General features: G+C 71.0%; 13 protein-coding genes and 1 pseudogene. 1 reads left to right on the top strand and 13 read right to left on the bottom strand.

What is annotated here, in order from left to right; all coding sequences use genetic code 11:
• Positions 1 to 23 precede the first annotated feature (23 nt).
• Both KSF81_RS02230 and KSF81_RS02225 read right to left on the bottom strand, forming a co-directional pair.
• Positions 24 to 605, bottom strand: coding sequence for a transposase (locus KSF81_RS02230; RefSeq protein WP_217377548.1), 582 nt, complete (start codon positions 603 to 605; stop codon positions 24 to 26).
• 107 nt (positions 606 to 712) lie between these two features.
• On the bottom strand, positions 713 to 1,336 hold the full coding sequence (locus KSF81_RS02225; protein ID WP_217377547.1) for a hypothetical protein: 624 nt from the start codon (positions 1,334 to 1,336) through the stop codon (positions 713 to 715).
• Positions 1,337 to 1,643: 307 nt separating this feature from the next.
• Here KSF81_RS02225 and KSF81_RS02220 point away from each other — a divergent pair, with 307 nt between their 5' ends.
• The gene (locus KSF81_RS02220) at positions 1,644 to 4,085 is read left to right on the top strand and encodes a hypothetical protein (RefSeq protein WP_217377546.1); all 2,442 of its coding nucleotides are present in this window, start codon (positions 1,644 to 1,646) and stop codon (positions 4,083 to 4,085) included.
• Here the strand turns inward: KSF81_RS02220 and KSF81_RS02215 are convergent.
• The 11 genes and pseudogenes from KSF81_RS02215 to KSF81_RS02170 form a co-directional block, all read right to left on the bottom strand.
• Positions 4,042 to 5,442, bottom strand: a complete 1,401-nt coding sequence (locus tag KSF81_RS02215; protein WP_217377545.1) for a nitronate monooxygenase family protein — start codon at positions 5,440 to 5,442, stop codon at positions 4,042 to 4,044. The two genes, KSF81_RS02220 and KSF81_RS02215, sit on opposite strands and share 44 nt — an antisense overlap.
• 128 nt (positions 5,443 to 5,570) lie before the next feature.
• The gene (gene pnp, locus KSF81_RS02210) at positions 5,571 to 7,805 is read right to left on the bottom strand and encodes a polyribonucleotide nucleotidyltransferase (protein WP_217377544.1); all 2,235 of its coding nucleotides are present in this window, start codon (positions 7,803 to 7,805) and stop codon (positions 5,571 to 5,573) included.
• A 437-nt stretch (positions 7,806 to 8,242) separates the two neighbouring features.
• Positions 8,243 to 8,512, bottom strand: coding sequence for a 30S ribosomal protein S15 (gene rpsO / locus KSF81_RS02205; RefSeq protein WP_217377543.1), 270 nt, complete (start codon positions 8,510 to 8,512; stop codon positions 8,243 to 8,245).
• Positions 8,513 to 8,558: 46 nt separating this feature from the next.
• Positions 8,559 to 9,524: a tRNA pseudouridine(55) synthase TruB gene (gene truB, locus KSF81_RS02200; protein ID WP_309139444.1), complete on the bottom strand. Its 966-nt coding sequence runs from the start codon at positions 9,522 to 9,524 to the stop codon at positions 8,559 to 8,561.
• Positions 9,521 to 9,940 carry a 30S ribosome-binding factor RbfA gene (rbfA, locus tag KSF81_RS02195; protein WP_217377542.1) on the bottom strand — a complete coding sequence of 140 codons (420 nt, stop codon included), beginning with the start codon at positions 9,938 to 9,940 and terminating at the stop codon, positions 9,521 to 9,523. The genes truB and rbfA overlap by 4 nt, the downstream gene beginning before the upstream one ends.
• Before the next feature lie 182 nt (positions 9,941 to 10,122).
• Positions 10,123 to 12,867 (bottom strand): translation initiation factor IF-2, encoded by a 2,745-nt coding sequence (gene infB, locus KSF81_RS02190; protein ID WP_217377541.1) that lies wholly within the window; start codon positions 12,865 to 12,867, stop codon positions 10,123 to 10,125.
• A gap of 107 nt (positions 12,868 to 12,974) precedes the next feature.
• Positions 12,975 to 13,280 carry a hypothetical protein gene (locus KSF81_RS31245; protein ID WP_309139757.1) on the bottom strand — a complete coding sequence of 102 codons (306 nt, stop codon included), beginning with the start codon at positions 13,278 to 13,280 and terminating at the stop codon, positions 12,975 to 12,977.
• A 113-nt stretch (positions 13,281 to 13,393) separates the two neighbouring features.
• A pseudogene (locus tag KSF81_RS31240) lies at positions 13,394 to 13,486 on the bottom strand (DUF448 domain-containing protein); the annotation flags it as partial.
• A 118-nt stretch (positions 13,487 to 13,604) separates the two neighbouring features.
• Positions 13,605 to 15,170, bottom strand: a complete 1,566-nt coding sequence (nusA, locus tag KSF81_RS02180) for a transcription termination factor NusA (protein ID WP_217377540.1) — start codon at positions 15,168 to 15,170, stop codon at positions 13,605 to 13,607.
• Positions 15,171 to 15,174: 4 nt separating this feature from the next.
• Complete coding sequence (rimP, locus tag KSF81_RS02175) at positions 15,175 to 15,726, bottom strand: ribosome maturation factor RimP (protein ID WP_375293296.1); 552 nt, start codon at positions 15,724 to 15,726, stop codon at positions 15,175 to 15,177.
• Between the two features lie 389 nt (positions 15,727 to 16,115).
• The gene (locus tag KSF81_RS02170) at positions 16,116 to 17,528 is read right to left on the bottom strand and encodes a hypothetical protein (RefSeq protein WP_217377538.1); all 1,413 of its coding nucleotides are present in this window, start codon (positions 17,526 to 17,528) and stop codon (positions 16,116 to 16,118) included.
• Between the last annotated feature and the right edge of the window lie 488 nt (positions 17,529 to 18,016).

Raw genomic sequence — 18,016 nt, 5'->3', positions numbered from 1 at the left:
TCTGCACACCCTAGGTTCGGCCCTCATGGTGGGGCCAGCCGCTTCGACCAGACCCTGCGGCCGCCGGCATAGGCGAGCAGGCGGCCGAGCCGGGTGAGGGTGCCGGGCGATGGCGGGTCGGAAAACAGCCGATCCAGCAGCCTGGCCTGGAAGCGATGCAGCGCTTCGGACAAATCCCGGTTCGGCATGTAGCAGGGCAGCATCGGCAGCGCGCTGAACAGGCCGAGGCGGCGGGCCAGCATCAGCCCGCCCATGCGCAAGAGCCGCATGGCCCGCCGCGCGGCCCGGCAGAGCCAGTATTCGATGCCGCGCAGCGCCGGCGGGCACTGCGGCAGGGTGAGCGCCACCAGCAGGCGGGACCAGAGCCCGGCATGGGCGAGGCGGCGGAAGTGGCGGCTGACGGTATCGGGCTTGCCGAACTGCTCCGGCAGGGCATGCCAGGGCTGGCCGGAGACGGCGATCCACAGCATGCCGTCGAGGCGGCTCCGCCCTGCATCCCCGAGCGGCCGTCCGGCGCTGCCCTCCTGCCGCAGGAAGGGCGCCAGCACCGCCCATTCCGCATCGCCGAGCGGGGCCCAGGCGCGGCGGGGAGTGAAGTGCGGCATGGCAGGATTCCCCTCTCCTGGATGGCAGGAGATTGGAACATACCATGAACTATAGCAATCGCAACAAATGCGCGGGGCCGGGTTGCTCCGGCCCCGCCGCCGCCGCCTCACTCGCCGCCGATGCGGCAGATCACGCTCGGGCCCTGGACGACGCGGGTGACCGTGACCATGGGCAGGCCCTCCTGCAGCAGCTCCACCGCCCTGGCGTGGCAGGCTTCGGCCTGCTGCCGGCCCTCGAAAAGCGTGACAACCGCGGCCTGGCCTTCCTCCCGGTCGCTCCGCACCATGTAGACGCCCCGGAAGCCCGGTGCCCGGGTAATCATGGGCAGGCTCCGCTGCTGCACGAAGGCCCGCGTGTCCTGCGTGCCCGGAACATGCCCGAGGTAGCGGACCAGCACATGGAGCGGCGGGTGGTCCTCGCCCGCCTTCCGCCCCAGGCCGGGCGATGCCTCATGGGCGATGCATTCGCCCGAGAATTCCTCGCCCCTTTCGAGGAAGAAGTCCTGATGCCGCATCACCCACCGGCGCGCGGCATCGGTGGAATCATGCGCCGCTTCCTGATCCGCGAAGAGGCTGAAGCTGATCCCCGCGCCCGCTTCGTCCCAGCAGGCGCAATAGCCCTCGAAGCCCGCCTGCTTCTGCAATTCGGGCAGAAGCTCGCCCCGCACCGATTGCTCGATGGTGTCCCTGCCGGTTCCGATCCTGGGGTAGCGACGCAGGTTCACGTACATGGCTTGACCTCCCCTTCGGAAACGCATCGCAGGCAGGACGACCGCCACAGGGATATGGGTGCCCGATCCTTGCTGCCGCATCGCAAGCGCGCGACGGGAGTTTCCGCACGGGCGCCACGCCGCGCAAACCCCCGCCGGTCCAGGGGGGCGCCCGCCCCCTGGTGGGGATCGCCAAGGGGCAAGGCCCCTTGGCCGGGGCTCCGGGGCAGCGCCCCGCTTTCCATGCCACGGCAGGCTTGCGGCACGCCCGCCGGGCGGCTCAGGATGGCGAAGTCCAACCTTTGGGCGAGGGGGGGGTGCCATGGCGATGCCGGGCTTCATCCAATGGGTCCTCGGGCGCCTGCGCGCCGGCTGGGCTTGGCTTCGCCCGCTGCTCTGGCACACGCGCGTAGCGCTGGCCCTCGGGCTGGTGGCGGTGCTGGCCGCGGCGCTGTGGCATGCCTCGATCGGCTGGCTTTTCGCCAGCCTGGCGCTCATCGCGCTGCTGATCGTCTCGCCCGGGATGCGGCTGGCGATCTGGCACGCGCGGGTGCCAAGCACCTTCGCCCTGGTCGGCGTGTTGGCGCTCACCGTGCCGGAGCAGATCCGGCAATTGATCGCCGGGACCGAGGGCCTGCTGCAATTCGCGGCCCTGCCGCTGGCGGTGCTGGCGACGGGTGCGGGGTGCTGGTTCTGGGGCCGCTGGTCGCTGAACCTGGCCCGGGCCGGCCAGGTGCTGGGCCGGCCGGTGCCGGAGGCGGCCTGGAGCGCCCTGCCCCGCATCCTGGCCCTGGCGCCCGCCCTGGCGGCGCTGATCGCGGTCTGGCAGAGCGGGGATCTGCTGCCGCTCTGGAAGAGCCTGCTGCTCACGCTGCTGGTCCTGCTGGCGGCGGCGGCGCTGGTGGCGCTGGCCTGGAAGCGCCGCGCCTATGTCGGCGGCCGGCGCGCGATGGCGGCCCCGCCCCATCGCGCCGCCAGGCTGTTCCTGCATGACGAGGCGCCCCGCCAGCCGCCGCGGCCGCCCGGCACGCTGCGGGACTGGCTCCGCCTGGCGCTGCGCTGCCTACCCTTCCACCCCGCCCTGGTGGTCATGGTCGTGGCCATCTTCCTGGTGCTGGCGCTGCTGACGATGACCGGCAGTGGCCCGCTGATCGCGGTGTCGCAGGCGCTTGGCGCGGCGCCGACGGCGCTGTTCGGCCTGGCCGGGCTGCTGACCCTGCTGGCGCCCCCGGTCGGCTTCCTGGCGGCGGCCCGGCGCTGGCCGGTGCTGCTGATCCTGCTGCTCTGGGTGGTCGGCGCCGCCGGGGTCAACCTGAACACCGCGGTCCGCACCGCCAACCCCGCCCCCGCCGCGCGCCCGACCCTGCCGGAGGCGGCGACGCGCTGGCTGGAGGCCTGCGCCGAGCGGCAGGGCGATACGGTGCGGGTGGCGCTGGTCGCCGCCGCGGGCGGGGCCTCGCGCGCCGCGCTCTGGGCGGCGGCGGTGATGCGGGCGCTGGAGACCGCCGATGGCGGCCCCCGGCTGGACCCGGCGCGGCATGTCTTTGCCGTCAGCGGCGTCTCGGGCGGGGCGCTGGGGCTTTCCGCCTATGTCGCCGGCCTGGACGCCGCCGGGGCGGGCTGCGGCGGCACGCTGGCCGAGCCCCCCGCGGCGCGGCTGGACGGGTTGCAGCGGGGCCTGGGGCAGGACTTCCTCTCGCCCGCCCTGGCGGGGCTGTTCTTCGGCGATGGCTGGTGGCGGGTGCTCGGCCCCGTCTCGGCGGCGGCGCGGCTGCTCGGCTGGACCTCGGTGGAGCGGACCATCTGGCTGGAACGGAGCTGGGAGGCAGCCGCCGGCCCGCTCGCGCGGCCGCTGGTGGCCAGCAGCTTCCCGCGCCCCGATGGCCCGCCGCGGCTGCCGCTGCTCTTCACCTCGGGCACGCATCTGGAGACCGGGCGGCTGGTCATCACCGCGCCGGTGGTCGGGGCGGCGCCGGAGGACCAAGGCGGGGCTGCCGCGCCTGATGCCGTCACCCCCGCCGCCGTGCCGGAGGCGATCGACGCGGTGCAGGTGCTGCGGAGCGACCCGCCCTTCTCGGTGGCGGCCAGCAACAGCGCCCGCTTCCCCTATGTGACCGCGCCCGGCCTGCTGCAGCAGCGGGGCAGTGGGGCTGAATACGGCCAGGTGGTGGATGGCGGCTATTTCGACAATCTCGGCAGCACCGCGATGCTGGCCGCGGCCCGCGCGCTGGAGGAGGCGCACCGGGCGCTGGCCGGACGGGCCGGCAGCCGCCTCGCCGGCACCCGGCTGCATGTCTTCCTGGTGCAGGTCTGGAGCGACCCCGACCGGGTGCAGGCGCTGGGCCCGAAGGGCCCCTTCGCGGCGATGGTGCCGCGCTGCGGGCCGCAGCCGCCGCCCGGCATGAAGCTCGCCTCGCCCTCGCCGCTGGATTTCCTGCTCTCGCCCTTCGGCGCGCTCATCAGCGTCCGCGGCGAGCGGGCGAATGCCGGGGCCGCGCCGATCGTGGAGGCCTATTGCGGCACCGCGCCCGGCGTGCAGGCAGAGCGGCACTTCCACGTCTTCACCATGGGCCCGGCGGCGGGTGGGGTCAGGGCGCCGCTCAACTGGGTGCTGCCGCCGCATGTGCGGGAGGCGATCGCCGCGGAAGGGCTCAGCGGCTTCCCGGGCATGGCGAACGAGGCCAACCTCGCCGCGCTCGGCGAGGCCTGGCGCGCGGCCGCCGCACCTACCGCCCCGTCAGGATCCGCTCCACCAGCTCCTTCGCGCTAGGGATGAAGCCGTTCGAGTAGAAGGGGTCCTGCGCGAAGCGGAAGGCGTTATGGCCGGCGAACATCAGGTTGCGTTCCAACGCGCCGTCATGCGCCACGTCCTGCAGGGTCTTCTGGATGCAGAAGCTGCGCGGATCGGCCTTCTTGCCGGTGCTGAAATCCGGGTCGTGCTGCGACCAGTTGGAGAAGCGGCAGGTGGAGAGGCAGCCCATGCAGTCGATCTGGTCCTGCACGATCTCCCGCTGCTTCGCCGGCGTCACGAAGACCAGCGTGTTGTCCGGGGTGCGCATGGCCTCGGTGAAGCCTTCCAGCTCGAACTGGTGCACCCGGGCGCGGTCATGCGCCGTCACCCAGACCCGGCGCTTGCGCGGGCCCACGGCATATTCGGTGACATGGTCGCCCACCGGCTCGGCGGTATAGGCGACCTGGTGCTCGTTCCGCTCCTCCAGCTCGTGCAGGAACTCGTTGCGGATGGCGCTGCTGTAGAAGCCGGTGGGTGAGAAGCGCTGCAGCACCACGTCGCCGGGCTTCAGGGTCAGCAGCCGCCGCTTCCAGGCATCCGAGATCGGGCTTTCCTTGGTCAGCAGCGGGCGGGTGCCGAATTGGAAGGCGATGGGGCCGAGATCGGGGTTGTCGATCCAGTCCTGCCATTCCTCCAGCCACCAGACGCCGCCGGCCATGATGATGGGCGTGTCGGCCAGGCCGAAATCGCGCAGTTGCTTCCGCAGCGCCAGCACCCGGGGGAAGGGGTCTTCCGGCTTCTCGGGATCCTCGCTGTTGGAGAGGCCGTTATGGCCGCCGGCCAGCCAGGGGTCTTCGTAGACCACGCCGCCCAGCCATTCCCGCGCCTTGCTGTAGCTGCGCTTCCACAGCGCGCTGAAGGCCCGGGCGGAGGAGACGATGGGATAGTAGTGGACGCGGTATTCGCGGGCGATGTCGGCCAGCCGATAGGGCATGCCGGCGCCGCAGGTGATGCCGTGCACGAGGCCCGGCGCGCCGTCCAGCACGCCGCGGATGACGCGCTCGGCGCCGCCCATCTCCCAGAGGATATTGGCGTGGATGCGGCCCTTGCCGCAGGCCCGCTCATGCGCCTCGCGCGCCTGGGCGATGCCGCCGGCGATGCCATAAGCCACCAGCTCCTCGTGCCGCTCGCGCCGGGTCTTGCCGTAATAGACCTGCCGGATGATCCGACCTTGCTCGTCGTAATTGTCGGCATTGACCGAGGAGAAGGTGCCCACCCCGCCGGCCGAGGCCCAGGCGCCGGAGGAAGCGCCGTTCGAGATGGCGACACCCTTGCCGCCCTCGACCAGCGGCAGGACCTCGATACCCCCCATGCGGATTGCGTTGATCGCCTTCACAGCCGATTCCTCAAACCCCGGTCGTCCCGGCCGATTGTTCCTGGCCGCATCCCGCGCGGGGATGCTCCACAGCGCGCAATATGGCGTGGCCGGGGCCCCTGTGGAGGCCCCGGCCACGATTTGCCCGATTATTCAGCGGCTTCGGTGCGGTCGCGGCGCGGACCCCGGTCGCCGCGATCGCGGTCGCCACGATCGCGGCGCGGGCCGCGATCCTCGCCACCCTCGCCGCCCTCGCGCGGCCGGCGGGCGCCGACCTGCTCGGAGATGTCGGCGCCGGTGGCCTGGTCCACCACCCGCATCGACAGCTTGACCTTGCCGCGGTCGTCGAAGCCGATGACCTTGACCTTCACCATGTCGCCCTGGTTGACGACATCGGTGGTCTTGTTGACCCGCTCGGCCGCCAGCTCGCTGATGTGCACGAGCCCGTCCTTGGCGCCGAGGAAGTTCACGAAGGCGCCGAAATCGGCGGTCTTCACCACCTTGCCGGTATAGATCACGCCGATCTCCGGCTCCGCCACGATGCCGCGGATCTTGTCGATCGCCGCCTGCGCCGCCTCGGTGCTGGTGGCGGCGACCTTGATGGTGCCGTCATCCTCGATGTCGATCTTGCAGCCGGTCTGCTCGGTGATCTCGCGGATCACCTTGCCGCCGGAGCCGATCACGTCGCGGATTTTCTCCTTCGGCACGTTGATGACGGTGATGCGGGGCGCCGTCGCCGCCACGTCGCCGCGGGCGCCGGAGATGCCCTTGGCCATCTCGCCCAGGATGTGCAGCCGCCCGTCCCGCGCCTGGCCGAGCGCGATGCGCATGATGTCCGGCGTGATGGAGGTGATCTTGATGTCCATCTGCAGCGCGGTGATGCCCTGCTCGGTCCCGGCCACCTTGAAGTCCATGTCGCCGAGATGGTCCTCGTCGCCCAGGATGTCGGAGAGCACCGCGAAGCCGCGATCCTCCTTGATGAGGCCCATGGCGATGCCGGCGCAGGGGCGCTTCAGGGGCACGCCCGCATCCATCAGCGCGAGCGAGCTGCCGCAGACGGTGGCCATGGAGGAGGAGCCGTTGCTCTCGGTGATCTCGCTGACCACGCGGAGCGTGTAGGGGAACTTCTCCTTCTCCGGCAGCAGCGGCCGGATCGCCCGCCAAGCCAGCTTGCCATGGCCGATCTCGCGCCGGCCCGGGCTGCCCATGCGGCCGGTCTCGCCGACGCTATAGGGGGGGAAGTTGTAGTGGAGCATGAAGTGCTCCCGGTACTCGCCCGGCAGCGCGTCGATGATCTGCTCGTCCTGGCCGGTGCCGAGGGTGGCGACGCAGAAGGCCTGCGTCTCGCCACGGGTGAACAGCGCCGAGCCATGGGCGCGCGGCAGCACGCCGACCTCGGAGACGATCGGGCGCACGGTCTTGGTGTCGCGGCCGTCGATCCGCATGCCGGTGTCGAGGATGGCGTTGCGCACCACATCGGCTTCCAGCGACTTCAGCAGGCCCTTGGCCTTGTCGGCCTCAAGGCCCTCGGCGGCGAGGTTCTCCACCACCGCCTTCTTGGCGGCGGAGACCTTCTCCTGGCGGGCCTGCTTCTGCGTCTCGCGATAGGCTTCCGTCATGGCCGCGGTGCCGATCTCGGCGATGCGGGTCTTCAGGGTCTTCTCGGCCTCGGAGGGCTCGGGCAGCGGCCAGGGCTCCTTCGCGGCACGCTCGGCGAGTTCGATGATGCCCTGGATCACCGGCTGGAAGCCGGTATGGCCGAAGACCACGGCGCCCAGCATGACCTCCTCCGAGAGCTCCTTCGCCTCGGATTCGACCATCAGCACGCCCTCGGCGGTGCCGGCCACCATCAGCTCAAGCTGGCTCTGCTGGCGCTGCGCCGTGGTGGGGTTCAGCACGTACTGGCCATCGATATAGCCGACGCGGGCGGCAGCGACCGGGCCGAAGAAGGGGATGCCGGACAGGGTCAGCGCGGCGGAGCAGCCGACCAGCGCGACCACATCCGGGTCGTTCTCCAGGTCGTGGCTCAGCACGGTGGCGATGACCTGCACCTCGTTGCGGAACCCCTCCGGGAAGAGCGGGCGCAGTGGCCGGTCGATGAGGCGGGAGACCAGCGTCTCGTTCTCGGAGGGCCGGCCCTCGCGCTTGAAGAAGCCGCCCGGGATCTTGCCCGCGGCGAAGGCCTTCTCCTGGTAGTTCACGGTCAGCGGGAAGAAGTCCTGGCCCGGCTTCACGTTGCGGGCGCCGACCACGGTGCAGAGCACGATGGTGTCGCCGAGCCGGGCCAGCACCGCGCCATCCGCCTGGCGGGCGATCTTGCCGGTCTCCAGGGTGAGGAGCTGGCCGCCCCAGGCGATATCCTTGCGGAAGTAATTCTCGAACATGCGTCTTTCCTTTTCCGGGATCCCCGCGCCCGGGTGCTTCCCTGCGCGGATGATCCGGGCCTGGCCCGCGGGAGCGGACCGGGCGGTGTCAGGGTGCGACGCGGAGGGTTGCCAGGCTTCGGCCGTCTGCCCGGAACGGGCGTGGCTCGGCGCTTCGGGCTGCATGGAGTGCGATCCGTCCGCCGCGCCACCTGACGAGGAAAACAGCCGCCTCCCTTGCGGGAGATCCATGTGGCCGGAAACGCCGTCGCCGTCCCGGTTGGGGGTGCGCGGCCTGTGCTGTCAGCCCGCCACGTGCGCGGCGGTGGTCCGGGCGCCCCCATCCTCTGGCGGGCGCCCTGGCTCCGGGCCGGAGATATGGCCCGGCCGGGCGCGGAATCCCATGGAATTCTGCGGCAAAACGCCGGGCGGGGACCGGGGCCCCCGCCGGTTGCGCCCTAGCGGCGCAGGTTCAGGCGCTGGATCAGTTGCGCGTAGCGGGACTGGTCCTTGCGCTTCAGGTAGTCCAGCAGGCCGCGCCGCTGGCCGACCAGCACCAGCAAGCCGCGGCGGCTGTGGAAGTCCTTGGCATGGGTCTTCAGGTGCTCGGTCAGGTTGGTGATCCGCTCCGAGAGCAGGGCCACCTGGACTTCCGGGCTGCCGGTATCGCCGGGCTTGGTCGCATAGTCACCGATGAGCGCCGTGCGGCGCTCCGCCGTGATCGACATCGGGTTGTTCTCCTGTTGGCCGGGCCGTGCACGGGCCTGCGGCGGTTCATCCACCGGCGCGCGGCGCCTCCTGGGCCATCAGGCGTTCCGGCCGCAGCAGGCCGGACTCCAGAAGGCAGAGCCCCACGAACCGCTCCCCCGCCATCGCGCGGACCAGCCCCCCATCGGGATTGGCCGCCGCCGGAACCCGGCCCATCAGCTCGACCAGGCTGAGTGCCTGGCCGAAATGGAGCCGCGCGGCCTCCGCCTCCGAAAGGGCCAGCGCCGGGATGTCGGCCAGCGCGGTCGTCACGGGAAGCAGGAGGTCCGGGGAAGGAGGCGGCGTATCGCCGGAACCGCAGAGCTTGTCCAGCGGAATCGCCTGATGCTCATGGAAAGGCCCGACCCGCATGCGCCGGAGCGCCGCGATATGCCCGACCGTGCCCAGCGCCACCGCCAGGTCCCGGGCCAGGGAGCGCATGTACACCCCCTTGCCGCTCTGGACCAGGAGGACGGCATGGTCCGCATCCGGGCGGGATTCCAGCGCGAAGCGGTCCACCCGCGCCGGGCGGGGCTGCATCTCCGGCACCTGGCCCTCGCGCGCCAGGTCATAGGCGCGCTCGCCGCCGAGCTTGATGGCGGAATAGATCGGCGGCACCTGCATGATCTCGCCGGTGAAGGCGGGCAGCGCGGCCTCGATCGCGGCATCGGTCGGGCGCGCCTCGCTGGTGGCGATCACCTGGCCATCGGCATCGTCGGTGTCGCGCGCCTCGCCGAAGCGGAGGGTGAAGCGGTAGGTCTTGGTGCCGTCCATGACATAGGGGACGGTCTTGGTGGCGGCGCCGAAGGCCACCGGCAGCAGCCCGGTGGCGAGCGGGTCGAGCGTGCCGCCATGGCCCGCCTTCTGCGCGTCGAAGGCGCGCTTCACCCGGTTCACCACCTCGGTGGAGCCGATGCCGGAGGGCTTGTCCACGATCAGCCAGCCATCGATGGCCTGGCCGCGCGGCTTGCGGTGACGGTGACGCTGGCTCACTCCGCCTCTCCCTCCTCATCCTTGCGCACCAGATCGCGCGCCACCTCGGGCTGGCGCATCACGCGGTCGATCCGCATGGCGTAGTCGAGCGCGGTGTCGAGCTCGAAATGCAGCTCCGGCGCGGCGCGCAGCCGCACCGCCTTCGCCACCTGGGTGCGCAGCCAGGGCGCGGCGCGCTTCAGCGCCCGCAACTGCGCCTCCGGCAAGTCGCGGCCGAGGCCGCTGACGAAGGCGGTCATGTGCTTGAGGTCGGGCGAGGCGCGCACCTCGGTCACGGTGATCCGGGCGGTGGCGAGGTCCGGGTCGCGGAATTCGCCGCGCGCCAGCACGGCCGCGAGGGCATGACGCACCTCCTCGGCCACGCGCAATTGCCGTTGGGATGGGCCGGCGGCCGGCCCGGCATGCCGCTTGGTCATGGGATTCGAACCCTTGAAGGAAAAGGGGCGCGGCGCCTCCCCGGCACCGCGCCCCGGAATGGTCCGGAGGCTAGAGCAAACTCCGTCCGGGTGGACACCCGAGCGGAGTAATTTGCTCAGGAAAACAAAAAGCTAGAGTGGTTTCCGTGAGCCAATGCGAACGGAAAACGCTCTAGCGCCGGTCAGGCCGCCGCCACCGTCTCCGTCTCGTAGCACTCGATCTGGTCGCCAACCTTGATGTCGTTGTAGTTGGCGAAGCTCATGCCGCAGTCGTAGCCATTGGCCACCTCGCGGACATCGTCCTTAAAGCGCCGGAGCGTCGAGAGCTCGCCCTGGTGGATCACCACGCCGTCGCGCAGCAGCCGGACGCCGGCGCCGCGCTTCACCACGCCCTCGGTCACGCGGCAGCCGGCGATGGTGCCGATGCGCTTGACCTCGAAGATCTGCAGGACCTGCGCGTAGCCCAGGAACTTCTCGCGCTGCACCGGGGCCAGGCGGCCCTTGTACAGCTTCTCGATATCGTCCGAGACCTCGTAGATGATCGAGTAGTAGCGGATATCCACGCCTTCCCGCTGCGCCAATTCCCGCGCCTGGGTGGTGGCGCGGACATTGAAGGCCACGACCACGGCATTGGAGGCCTTGGCGAGCTGGATGTCGCTCTCGGTGATCTGGCCCACCGCGCTGTGCAGCACGCGGACCCGCACCTCCTCGTTGCCGAGCTTGCCGAGCGTGACGCCGATCGCCTCGGCGCTGCCCTGCACATCGGCCTTGACGACGACGGCGACTTCCTTCTGCACGCCGGCCTGGATGCGGGCCAGCATCTCGTCCAGCGTGCCGCGCGCCGCGGTGGTGGCGGCGGAGGACTTCTCCCGCAGCTTGCGCTGGCGGAACTCGCTGATTTCGCGCGCCTGGTTCTCGTTCTCCACCGCCACGAAATTCTCGCCGGCGGTCGGCACGCCCGAAAGCCCCAGGATCTCGACCGGCAGGCTGGGATCGGCCTCCTTCGCCTGGCGGCCCTTGTCGTCGAGCATCGCGCGCACCCGGCCCCATTCGGCGCCGGCCACCACGATGTCGCCCTGCTGCAGCGTGCCCTTCTGCACCAGCACCGTCGCCACCGGACCGCGGCCGCGATCGAGCCGGGATTCGATGACCGTGCCCTCGGCGGCGCGGTCGGGATTGGCCTTCAGGTCGAGCACCTCGGCCTGCAGGCTGATCGCCTCCAGCAGCTTGTCGAGGTTGATCTTCTGGGTGGCGGAGACCTCGATCTCCTGGGTCTCGCCGCCGAGCGATTCCACCACGACCTCGTGTTGCAGCAGCTCCTGCCGCACGCGGTCCGGGTTCACGCCGGGCTTGTCGATCTTGTTGACCGCCACGATCAGCGGCACGTTCGCCGCCTTGGCGTGGTGGATCGCCTCAACCGTCTGCGGCATCACGCCGTCATCCGCCGCCACCACCAGCACCACCATGTCCGTCACGCTGGCGCCGCGGGAGCGCATGGCGGTGAAGGCAGCATGGCCCGGGGTGTCGATGAAGGTCACGCGGCTGCCATCCGCCACCTGCACCTGGTAGGCGCCGATGTGCTGGGTGATGCCGCCGGCCTCGCGCGCCGCCACGTCGGTCTTGCGCAGCGCGTCGAGCAGGCTGGTCTTGCCGTGATCGACATGGCCCATGATGGTGACGACCGGCGGCCGCGGCACGAGGTCGATGTCCTGGTCGGTCTCGCCCGCCAGGCCGATCTCGACATCGCTTTCCGCGACGCGCTTCGGGCGGTGGCCGAATTCCTGCACCACCAGCTCGGCGGTATCGGCATCGATGCTCTGCGGCAGGGTCGCCATGACGCCCATGCGGAACAGCGCCTTCACCACCTCGCCGCCACGCGCGGCCATGCGGTTGGCGAGTTCCTGCACGGTGATCGTCTCGGGGATGACCACGTCGCGCACCACGCGCTCGGTGCCGGAACGGAGCCGCGCCAGTTCCTGCTGCCGCCGCTCGCGCTCGCGGGCGCGGCGCAGCGAGGCGATGGAGCGGCTGCGGTCGTCCTCGCCCTCGATTGCGGCCTGCACGTCGATGCGGCCACCGCCACGGCGGTCGCCGGTCGCGGCCTTCTTGGCCGGCGCCAGCACCGGCTTCTTGACCGGTAGCACGGGCGAGCCGGGGCGGCGGACCGGACCACGCCGCTCCTCCTCCTCCTCGCCGGTGCGGGCGCGGAGGGTCAGCTTGGCGGCCGGGGTGCCGGGTGCGGCCGGGGCGGTGCCCGGCGTGGCTGCGGCCGGGCGGCGCGGGGCTGCCGGCTGGGCCGGGGCAGGGGCGGCCGGGGTGGGCGCCCGGGCGGCGGGCGCCGCAGTGGGGGCGGGTACCGACGCGGGGTTGAGCGCGGCGGCGATGGCCTCGGCGCGTTGCCGCGCCTCCTCCTCCGCCTTGAGGCGAGCCTCCTCGGCGGCGCGTTCGGCCTCCTCCTCGGCGCGCTTGCGGTCCTCCTCCTCGCGGCGGCGGGCCTCCTCGGCGGCGGAGCGGACCATGAGCGCCTGGCGCTCGCGCTCCTCCCGCTGGCGCTGGGCCTCAAGGCGGCGCTGCTCCTCCAGCACGCGCTGGCGGGTCGCCAGTTCGGCCTGGGTGAGCGGCCGCCCGGCAGCCGGCGCCGCACCGCGCGGGCCGCCGCCGGGGCGTGCGCCGCCGCCCGGCGGGCGGCCGGAACCCGGCGTGCCCGCGGGGGCCGGTGTGGCGGCGCCAGCCGCGGCGGCGGGCCGGTGGCCCGGCGTCACCACGCGCTTCTTCACCACCTCGACCTGCACGGTCTTGCTGCGGCCATGGCTGAAGCTCTGGCGCACGCTGCCCGCGTCCACCGTCTTGCCAAGCTCCAGGCGGCCGCCGGCCGGCCGAAGGCTCAGCCTGCTCTTGCCCGCATCCTGGTCGTTCTGGTCGCTCATTCGCCGATCCGAACCCGATCCGTCGTCCGTCATGCCTGTCATGCCCGGGGGCATGTCCTGATTGGTCTTCGGGCGCGGAAAGGCGCGCCCCACCTCAATCTCTTACCTCACGCCGCCCCGCCCATCCCGGCGAGGCGTGCGGCTTCCGTCGCGATGGCCTCCGCAAGACGCCCCGGCGCGATCGCCACATGCGCGGCATGATCGCGCCCGAACACGGAACCGAGCGTATCGGCCGGAAGCGGCGCCACGACAGGCAGCCCCCGCCTTCCGATCAACCGCGCCCGTTCCGCCGGGCTGCCGTCCGAAGCCTCGACCAGCAGGCCGGCCTTGCCGGCCTGCAGCCATTCGCGCACCGCCTCCCGCCCGCAGACCGCCTGGCCGCCGCGCCGGGCGAAACCAACGAGGTCCCGCAACCGGCGCCGCAGTCCGTCCTCGATCCGCGCGCGAAGGTCGGGGGGGGCAGATGCACGGTTCCGCGGGCCGCCTTGGCGAAGGCACCGCGCTTCACGGCGCGTTCTAACACATCGGCCCTGGCGCTCAACCACATTCCCCGCCCGGGCAGCCGGCCTTCGAGGTCCGGAACGAGGGTCCGGTCCGGGCCCAGCACGAAGCGGACCATGGATTCCTTGGGCAGGGACTCCCGCGTCACCACGCAGCGGCGCAGCGGTCCCCGCTCGGCATCCTCCGGCAGTTCCACCGCGGACCTGGCCGCAGTGGCGGGCTCTGGCCCGATGGGGTCAGGCCCGGTCGCCGTCGCCGGTCGCCGCCACGGTTTCCGTGGCAGCCTCCCCATCCGCATCGAACCAATGCTGGCGGGCGGCCATGATGACGGCATTGGCCGTATCCTCATCCATGGCATCCGCGCCCAGAATCTCGATCAATTCATCGGAAGCGAGGTCGGCCAGGTCGTCCAGCGTCTTCACACCCTTCTCGCCCAGCGCCACCAACTGCGCTGCCGTGAACCCGCCGATCTCGGCGACCGCATCCTCCACACCCATCTCCCGGCGCTTCTCGTCCATCTCGGCGTCGCGGCGGTCGAGGAATGCCTCGGCGCGGCGCTTCAGTTCGGCTGCGACGCTTTCGTCGAAACCCTCGATCTCGGCCAATTCCTCGTCCTCGACCGAGATGATGTCCTCGACGGAGGTGAAGCCTTCGGTCACCAGCAGGCCGGCGATGACATCGTCCACGTCCAGCGCCTCGACGAAGAGGCCGCTGCGCTTGCGGAATTCCTCCTGCCGGCGCTCGCTTTCCTCGGCTTCGGTCAGGATGTCGATGTCCCAGCGGGTGAGCTGGGAGGCGAGGCGGACATTCTGGCCGCGGCGCCCGATCGCAAGGGAGAGTTGGTCATCGGGGACCACCACTTCAACCCGCCGTGCCTCGTCGTCCAGCACCACCTTGGTGACTTCCGCCGGCGCCAGGGCATTCACCACGAAGGTGGCGTTGTCCGGCGACCAGGGGATGATGTCGATCTTCTCGCCCTGCAATTCCTGCACCACCGCCTGGACGCGGGAGCCGCGCATGCCGACGCAGGCGCCGACCGGGTCGATGCTGGAATCGCGGCTGATGACGGCCATTTTTGCCCGGCTGCCGGGGTCGCGGGCCACCGCCTTGATCTCGATGATGCCGTCATAGATTTCGGGGACTTCCTGGGCAAACAATTTGGCCAGGAACCCGGGATGGGTGCGGCTCAGGAAAATCTGCGGCCCGCGCGGCTCCTCCCGCACGTCGTAGATATAGGCGCGCACGCGGTCGCCGTTGCGGTAGGCCTCGCGCGGGATGGTCTCGTCGCGGCGCAGCAGCGCCTCGGCGCGGCCGAGATCCACCATCAGGTTGCCGTATTCGGTGCGCTTCACCACGCCGTTGATGACCTCGCCGATGCGGTCCTTGTATTCGTCGAACTGCTTGCGGCGCTCCACCTCCCGCACCCGCTGCACGATCACCTGCTTGGCGGTCTGCGCGGCGATGCGGCCGAAATCGATCGGCGGCAGCGGGTCGATGATGAACTGGCCGAGCGCGATGCCCGGCTTGATCTTGAGGGCGATGCGCAGCGGGATCTGCGTCGCCTCGTTCTCCACCGGCTCCTGCTCGACCACCTCGGTCCAGCGCTCCAGCTTCACCCGGCCGTCCTTGCGGTCGATGAAGGCGCGGATGTCCTTCTCATGGCCGTATTTGGCGCGGCCGGCCTTCTGGATGGCCTGCTCCATCGCCTCCAGCACCTCGTCGCGCTCAATCATCTTCTCGCGCGCGACGGCATCCGCGACCTGCAACAGCTCCGGACGCGCGATGGCGACATCGAGGGCCATGGTGTCAGTTCCTTTTGGCAGGCGCGGCGGTGGCCGCGATCAGGTCATCGGTCAGCACGAGCTTGGCCTTGCGGATATTGCTCCGCGGGAAGGCCATCTCGGTCCCGTCCTCCAGCCGGAGCCGCGCCACCTCGGCATCGGCGCCGAGCGCGATGCCGCGGAAGCGCTTCCGCCCCTCCTGCGGGATGGCCAGTTCCAGGCTGGCCAGGTGGCCGGCATAGCGCTCCCAGTCCTTGGTCCGGGTCAGCGGCCGGTCGATCCCGGCGGAGGAGACTTCCAGGGTCCATTCGCCGCGGATCGGGTCCGCCACGTCCAGCACGGCGCCGGCGGCATGGCTGATCGCCTCGCAATCCTCGACCGTGAAGGGGGCGTCATCGGCGCGGTCGGCCATGATCTGCACCACCGGCCGTTCCTTGCCGCTGACCTGCACGCGCACGAGTTCATAGCCCATGTGCTCGATGGCGGGGGCGATGGCCTCGGCGATGCGGGCTTCAAGCCCCTCGTGATGTGGACGTTCTATGGCCAAAAAACAAAAAAGGCGGCCCGTTAAGGCCACCCCCCGGACTGCCTGGATGGTGAAACTCGGGACAGATATAGGCCGTGGCCGGCGCTGCCGCAAGCAGGAACCGGCGCCGGCGGGCGGGCGAAATCGAGGAGGCACCCCCACCAGGGGTCGGGCGACTCCTGGACCGGCAGGAGTTTGGTTGGGGCCGGTGCCGGGGGGTGTTGCGCCGTTGCTTTGCCGCGGCGCCGGATCGCCTCTGTCCCGACCGTGGTGGCCGGGACACCCGGACCGCTCTCGCTCCAGCCGCGGCCGGTGCGGTCGCAGGCTTGTATCCTGCCGGCCGGTTCACGCCCTCCGGCTTCGCCTCCGGACGACCGGACGGCTTGTATCCTGCCGGCCGGTTCACGTCCTCCGGCTTCGCCTGCGGACGACCGGACCGCTCAGGCGAACCACTGCCCGGTGACGGAAAGGTTCGCCAGCACCTGCGCCGCCAGGGCGTCCCAGTCCGTGGCCGCGCTGTCGTGGGAAGGTGGCGGAGAGCTCGTGGCGCTGGCGACGAAGCTGTGCGTCGCTCCGTCGGCGACATAGATGCCGAGCACCGTGTCGTCGATGACGGTGTTCCCGCTGGTGAAGGTCACCGCCGCCCCTGGATAGGCGACCTCGGTCCAGTGCGCCCCGGCGAAGCTGTCGTCCGCCCGCCGCTCGACCTGGGCGAAGAACGCACCGGCGGTCGCGCCGCGGACGAAGTCGCCCGTGAGATTGTACCCGTCCGCGGTGCCGGTGATCCCGTCGAAATGGGAGATGAGCGCGGCGAGCGGCCGATTGTCGAACTGGAAGGTCGTGAAGTGGCTGAACGCATGCGTGCCGGAGTCGTAGTCGACCAGATACCCCGCATCCAGGCCGAGGCGGTTGAGGTCGCTGTATCCCCCGGCGATCGTATAGGAAGTGCTGGTGCTGCCGTCGTTCTGCCAGATGCCGTAGGCGGTGACGCTCAGCGAGCCCGCGGGGTTCAGGTCGGTCCACTGGCCGGTGGTCATGTCGAAGATGAAGGCGTGGCCGGTGCTGAGGCTGGTGTCGTAGTTGCCCACCACCAGGTCGCCCATGGTGCTGTGCGCGATCGTGTTCAGCAGAGTATCGCCCTTGCCTATCAGGCTGGTGGCGTCGATCTGGGTCCAGCTCCCGCCCACGCCGTTGACCGGCCCCTGGTAGATCATGCCGTGGTCGTCGTTCGGCCCCGACGGACCCTCGGCATACTTGTAGCTGCCGACGGCGCGGACCTCCCCGGCGCCGAGGCTGGGGTCGAAGCTGGGGGTGTTCGGGCCGTAGAAGGTGGAACTGGTCACCGTCTGGCCCGGAAAGACCGGCGTGAGCACGTTCCACTGGCTCGCGGGCGCCGACGCGAGGTCCTGCAGCGAGCCCTGGTACAGGGCGGCGCTGGTGATGCTGCCGGTCACGTCGCTGGCGGTGACGACAACAGCATCCGTCGTGGCGCTGTCGGACCGCACTCCGGTCACGACGATCCCCGGGACGGTGACGGTCTCGTAGGCGAAATCGGCCCGGCCGTGATGGTCACCGTCGCCGGGGTGATACGGCCTCCCGTGCCTCAGCCACTTATCGAGGAGGCCCCAGTCGCCGGTCTGGTCGTGGTATGCGGTGACCTTCGCGGCCAGGGCGTCCCAGTCGGCGTCGCGGGGCGCGCTGTGGAGGAATGCGGTCCCAGGCGCAAGGGGACCGCCGTGCGGGGGCGCGTTGTCGCCGGCGGTGGTGTCGTCCCCCGGCCCGGCGAGGATGGCGTCCGACCCTGCCGTCCCATGGCCATGACTGGCATACGGCAGCCGCCCAAAGCGTGCCATGGCGAGTCCCTCTCCATGTTGCCCTGCAAAGGGAAGGCCGCGGGCGGAACATTGCTCCGCGCCCAGCCGCACGATTTCGCGACGGACTGCGCCCGGCCTGGGCCGGGTCAGGCGAAGCGGAGCGAGCTGGGTTGCGACAGGTTCGGCTGGCTATGCCGGCGGCCATTGCCCCGTCAGGCGCCACGGCAAACAGCAAAGGGTTCCTGGAAGTGTCCGACTGCACAAAAACCGGTGCAGGCCGGCTTCCAGCCTGCTGGGAGGGTCCGGGAGGGATCCCTCGAACTGCCCCACCAGGGAGCGGGCGCCCCCCTGGACCGGCGGGAGTTGGAAGGCATGGATCATTTCGGCAAAGGGGACAGCCCATGCCAAGCTGGTTCCGGAACATGTCTCCGGCCCGGTCGCGGAGACCGGCGCCGCGATCGCAGAGCCGGTTCGCCGATCTCCCGGCCCGGCTGCCGGCGGCGCCGGGTGCTCTGGCCCAGAACACT

It is taken from the genome of Siccirubricoccus sp. G192 (assembly GCF_019084075.1).
Classification (GTDB): Bacteria; Pseudomonadota; Alphaproteobacteria; order Acetobacterales; family Acetobacteraceae; genus G192.
The sequence above is the reverse complement of the archived record's forward strand: the minus strand, read 5'-3'. Positions and strand labels throughout refer to the sequence as shown.

What these genes read in the sequence shown, in the direction of transcription:
- rbfA (WP_217377542.1), bottom strand. Translation starts at nt 9,940, where the DNA reads ATGACCAAGCGGCATGCCGGGCCGGCCGCCGGCCCATCCCAACGGCAA.
- KSF81_RS02220 (WP_217377546.1), top strand. Translation starts at nt 1,644, where the DNA reads ATGCCGGGCTTCATCCAATGGGTCCTCGGGCGCCTGCGCGCCGGCTGG.
- nusA (WP_217377540.1), bottom strand. Translation starts at nt 15,170, where the DNA reads ATGGCCCTCGATGTCGCCATCGCGCGTCCGGAGCTGTTGCAGGTCGCG.
- rpsO (WP_217377543.1), bottom strand. Translation starts at nt 8,512, where the DNA reads ATGTCGATCACGGCGGAGCGCCGCACGGCGCTCATCGGTGACTATGCG.
- KSF81_RS02230 (WP_217377548.1), bottom strand. Translation starts at nt 605, where the DNA reads ATGCCGCACTTCACTCCCCGCCGCGCCTGGGCCCCGCTCGGCGATGCG.
- pnp (WP_217377544.1), bottom strand. Translation starts at nt 7,805, where the DNA reads ATGTTCGAGAATTACTTCCGCAAGGATATCGCCTGGGGCGGCCAGCTC.
- infB (WP_217377541.1), bottom strand. Translation starts at nt 12,867, where the DNA reads ATGAGCGACCAGAACGACCAGGATGCGGGCAAGAGCAGGCTGAGCCTT.
- KSF81_RS02170 (WP_217377538.1), bottom strand. Translation starts at nt 17,528, where the DNA reads ATGGCACGCTTTGGGCGGCTGCCGTATGCCAGTCATGGCCATGGGACG.
- KSF81_RS02225 (WP_217377547.1), bottom strand. Translation starts at nt 1,336, where the DNA reads ATGTACGTGAACCTGCGTCGCTACCCCAGGATCGGAACCGGCAGGGAC.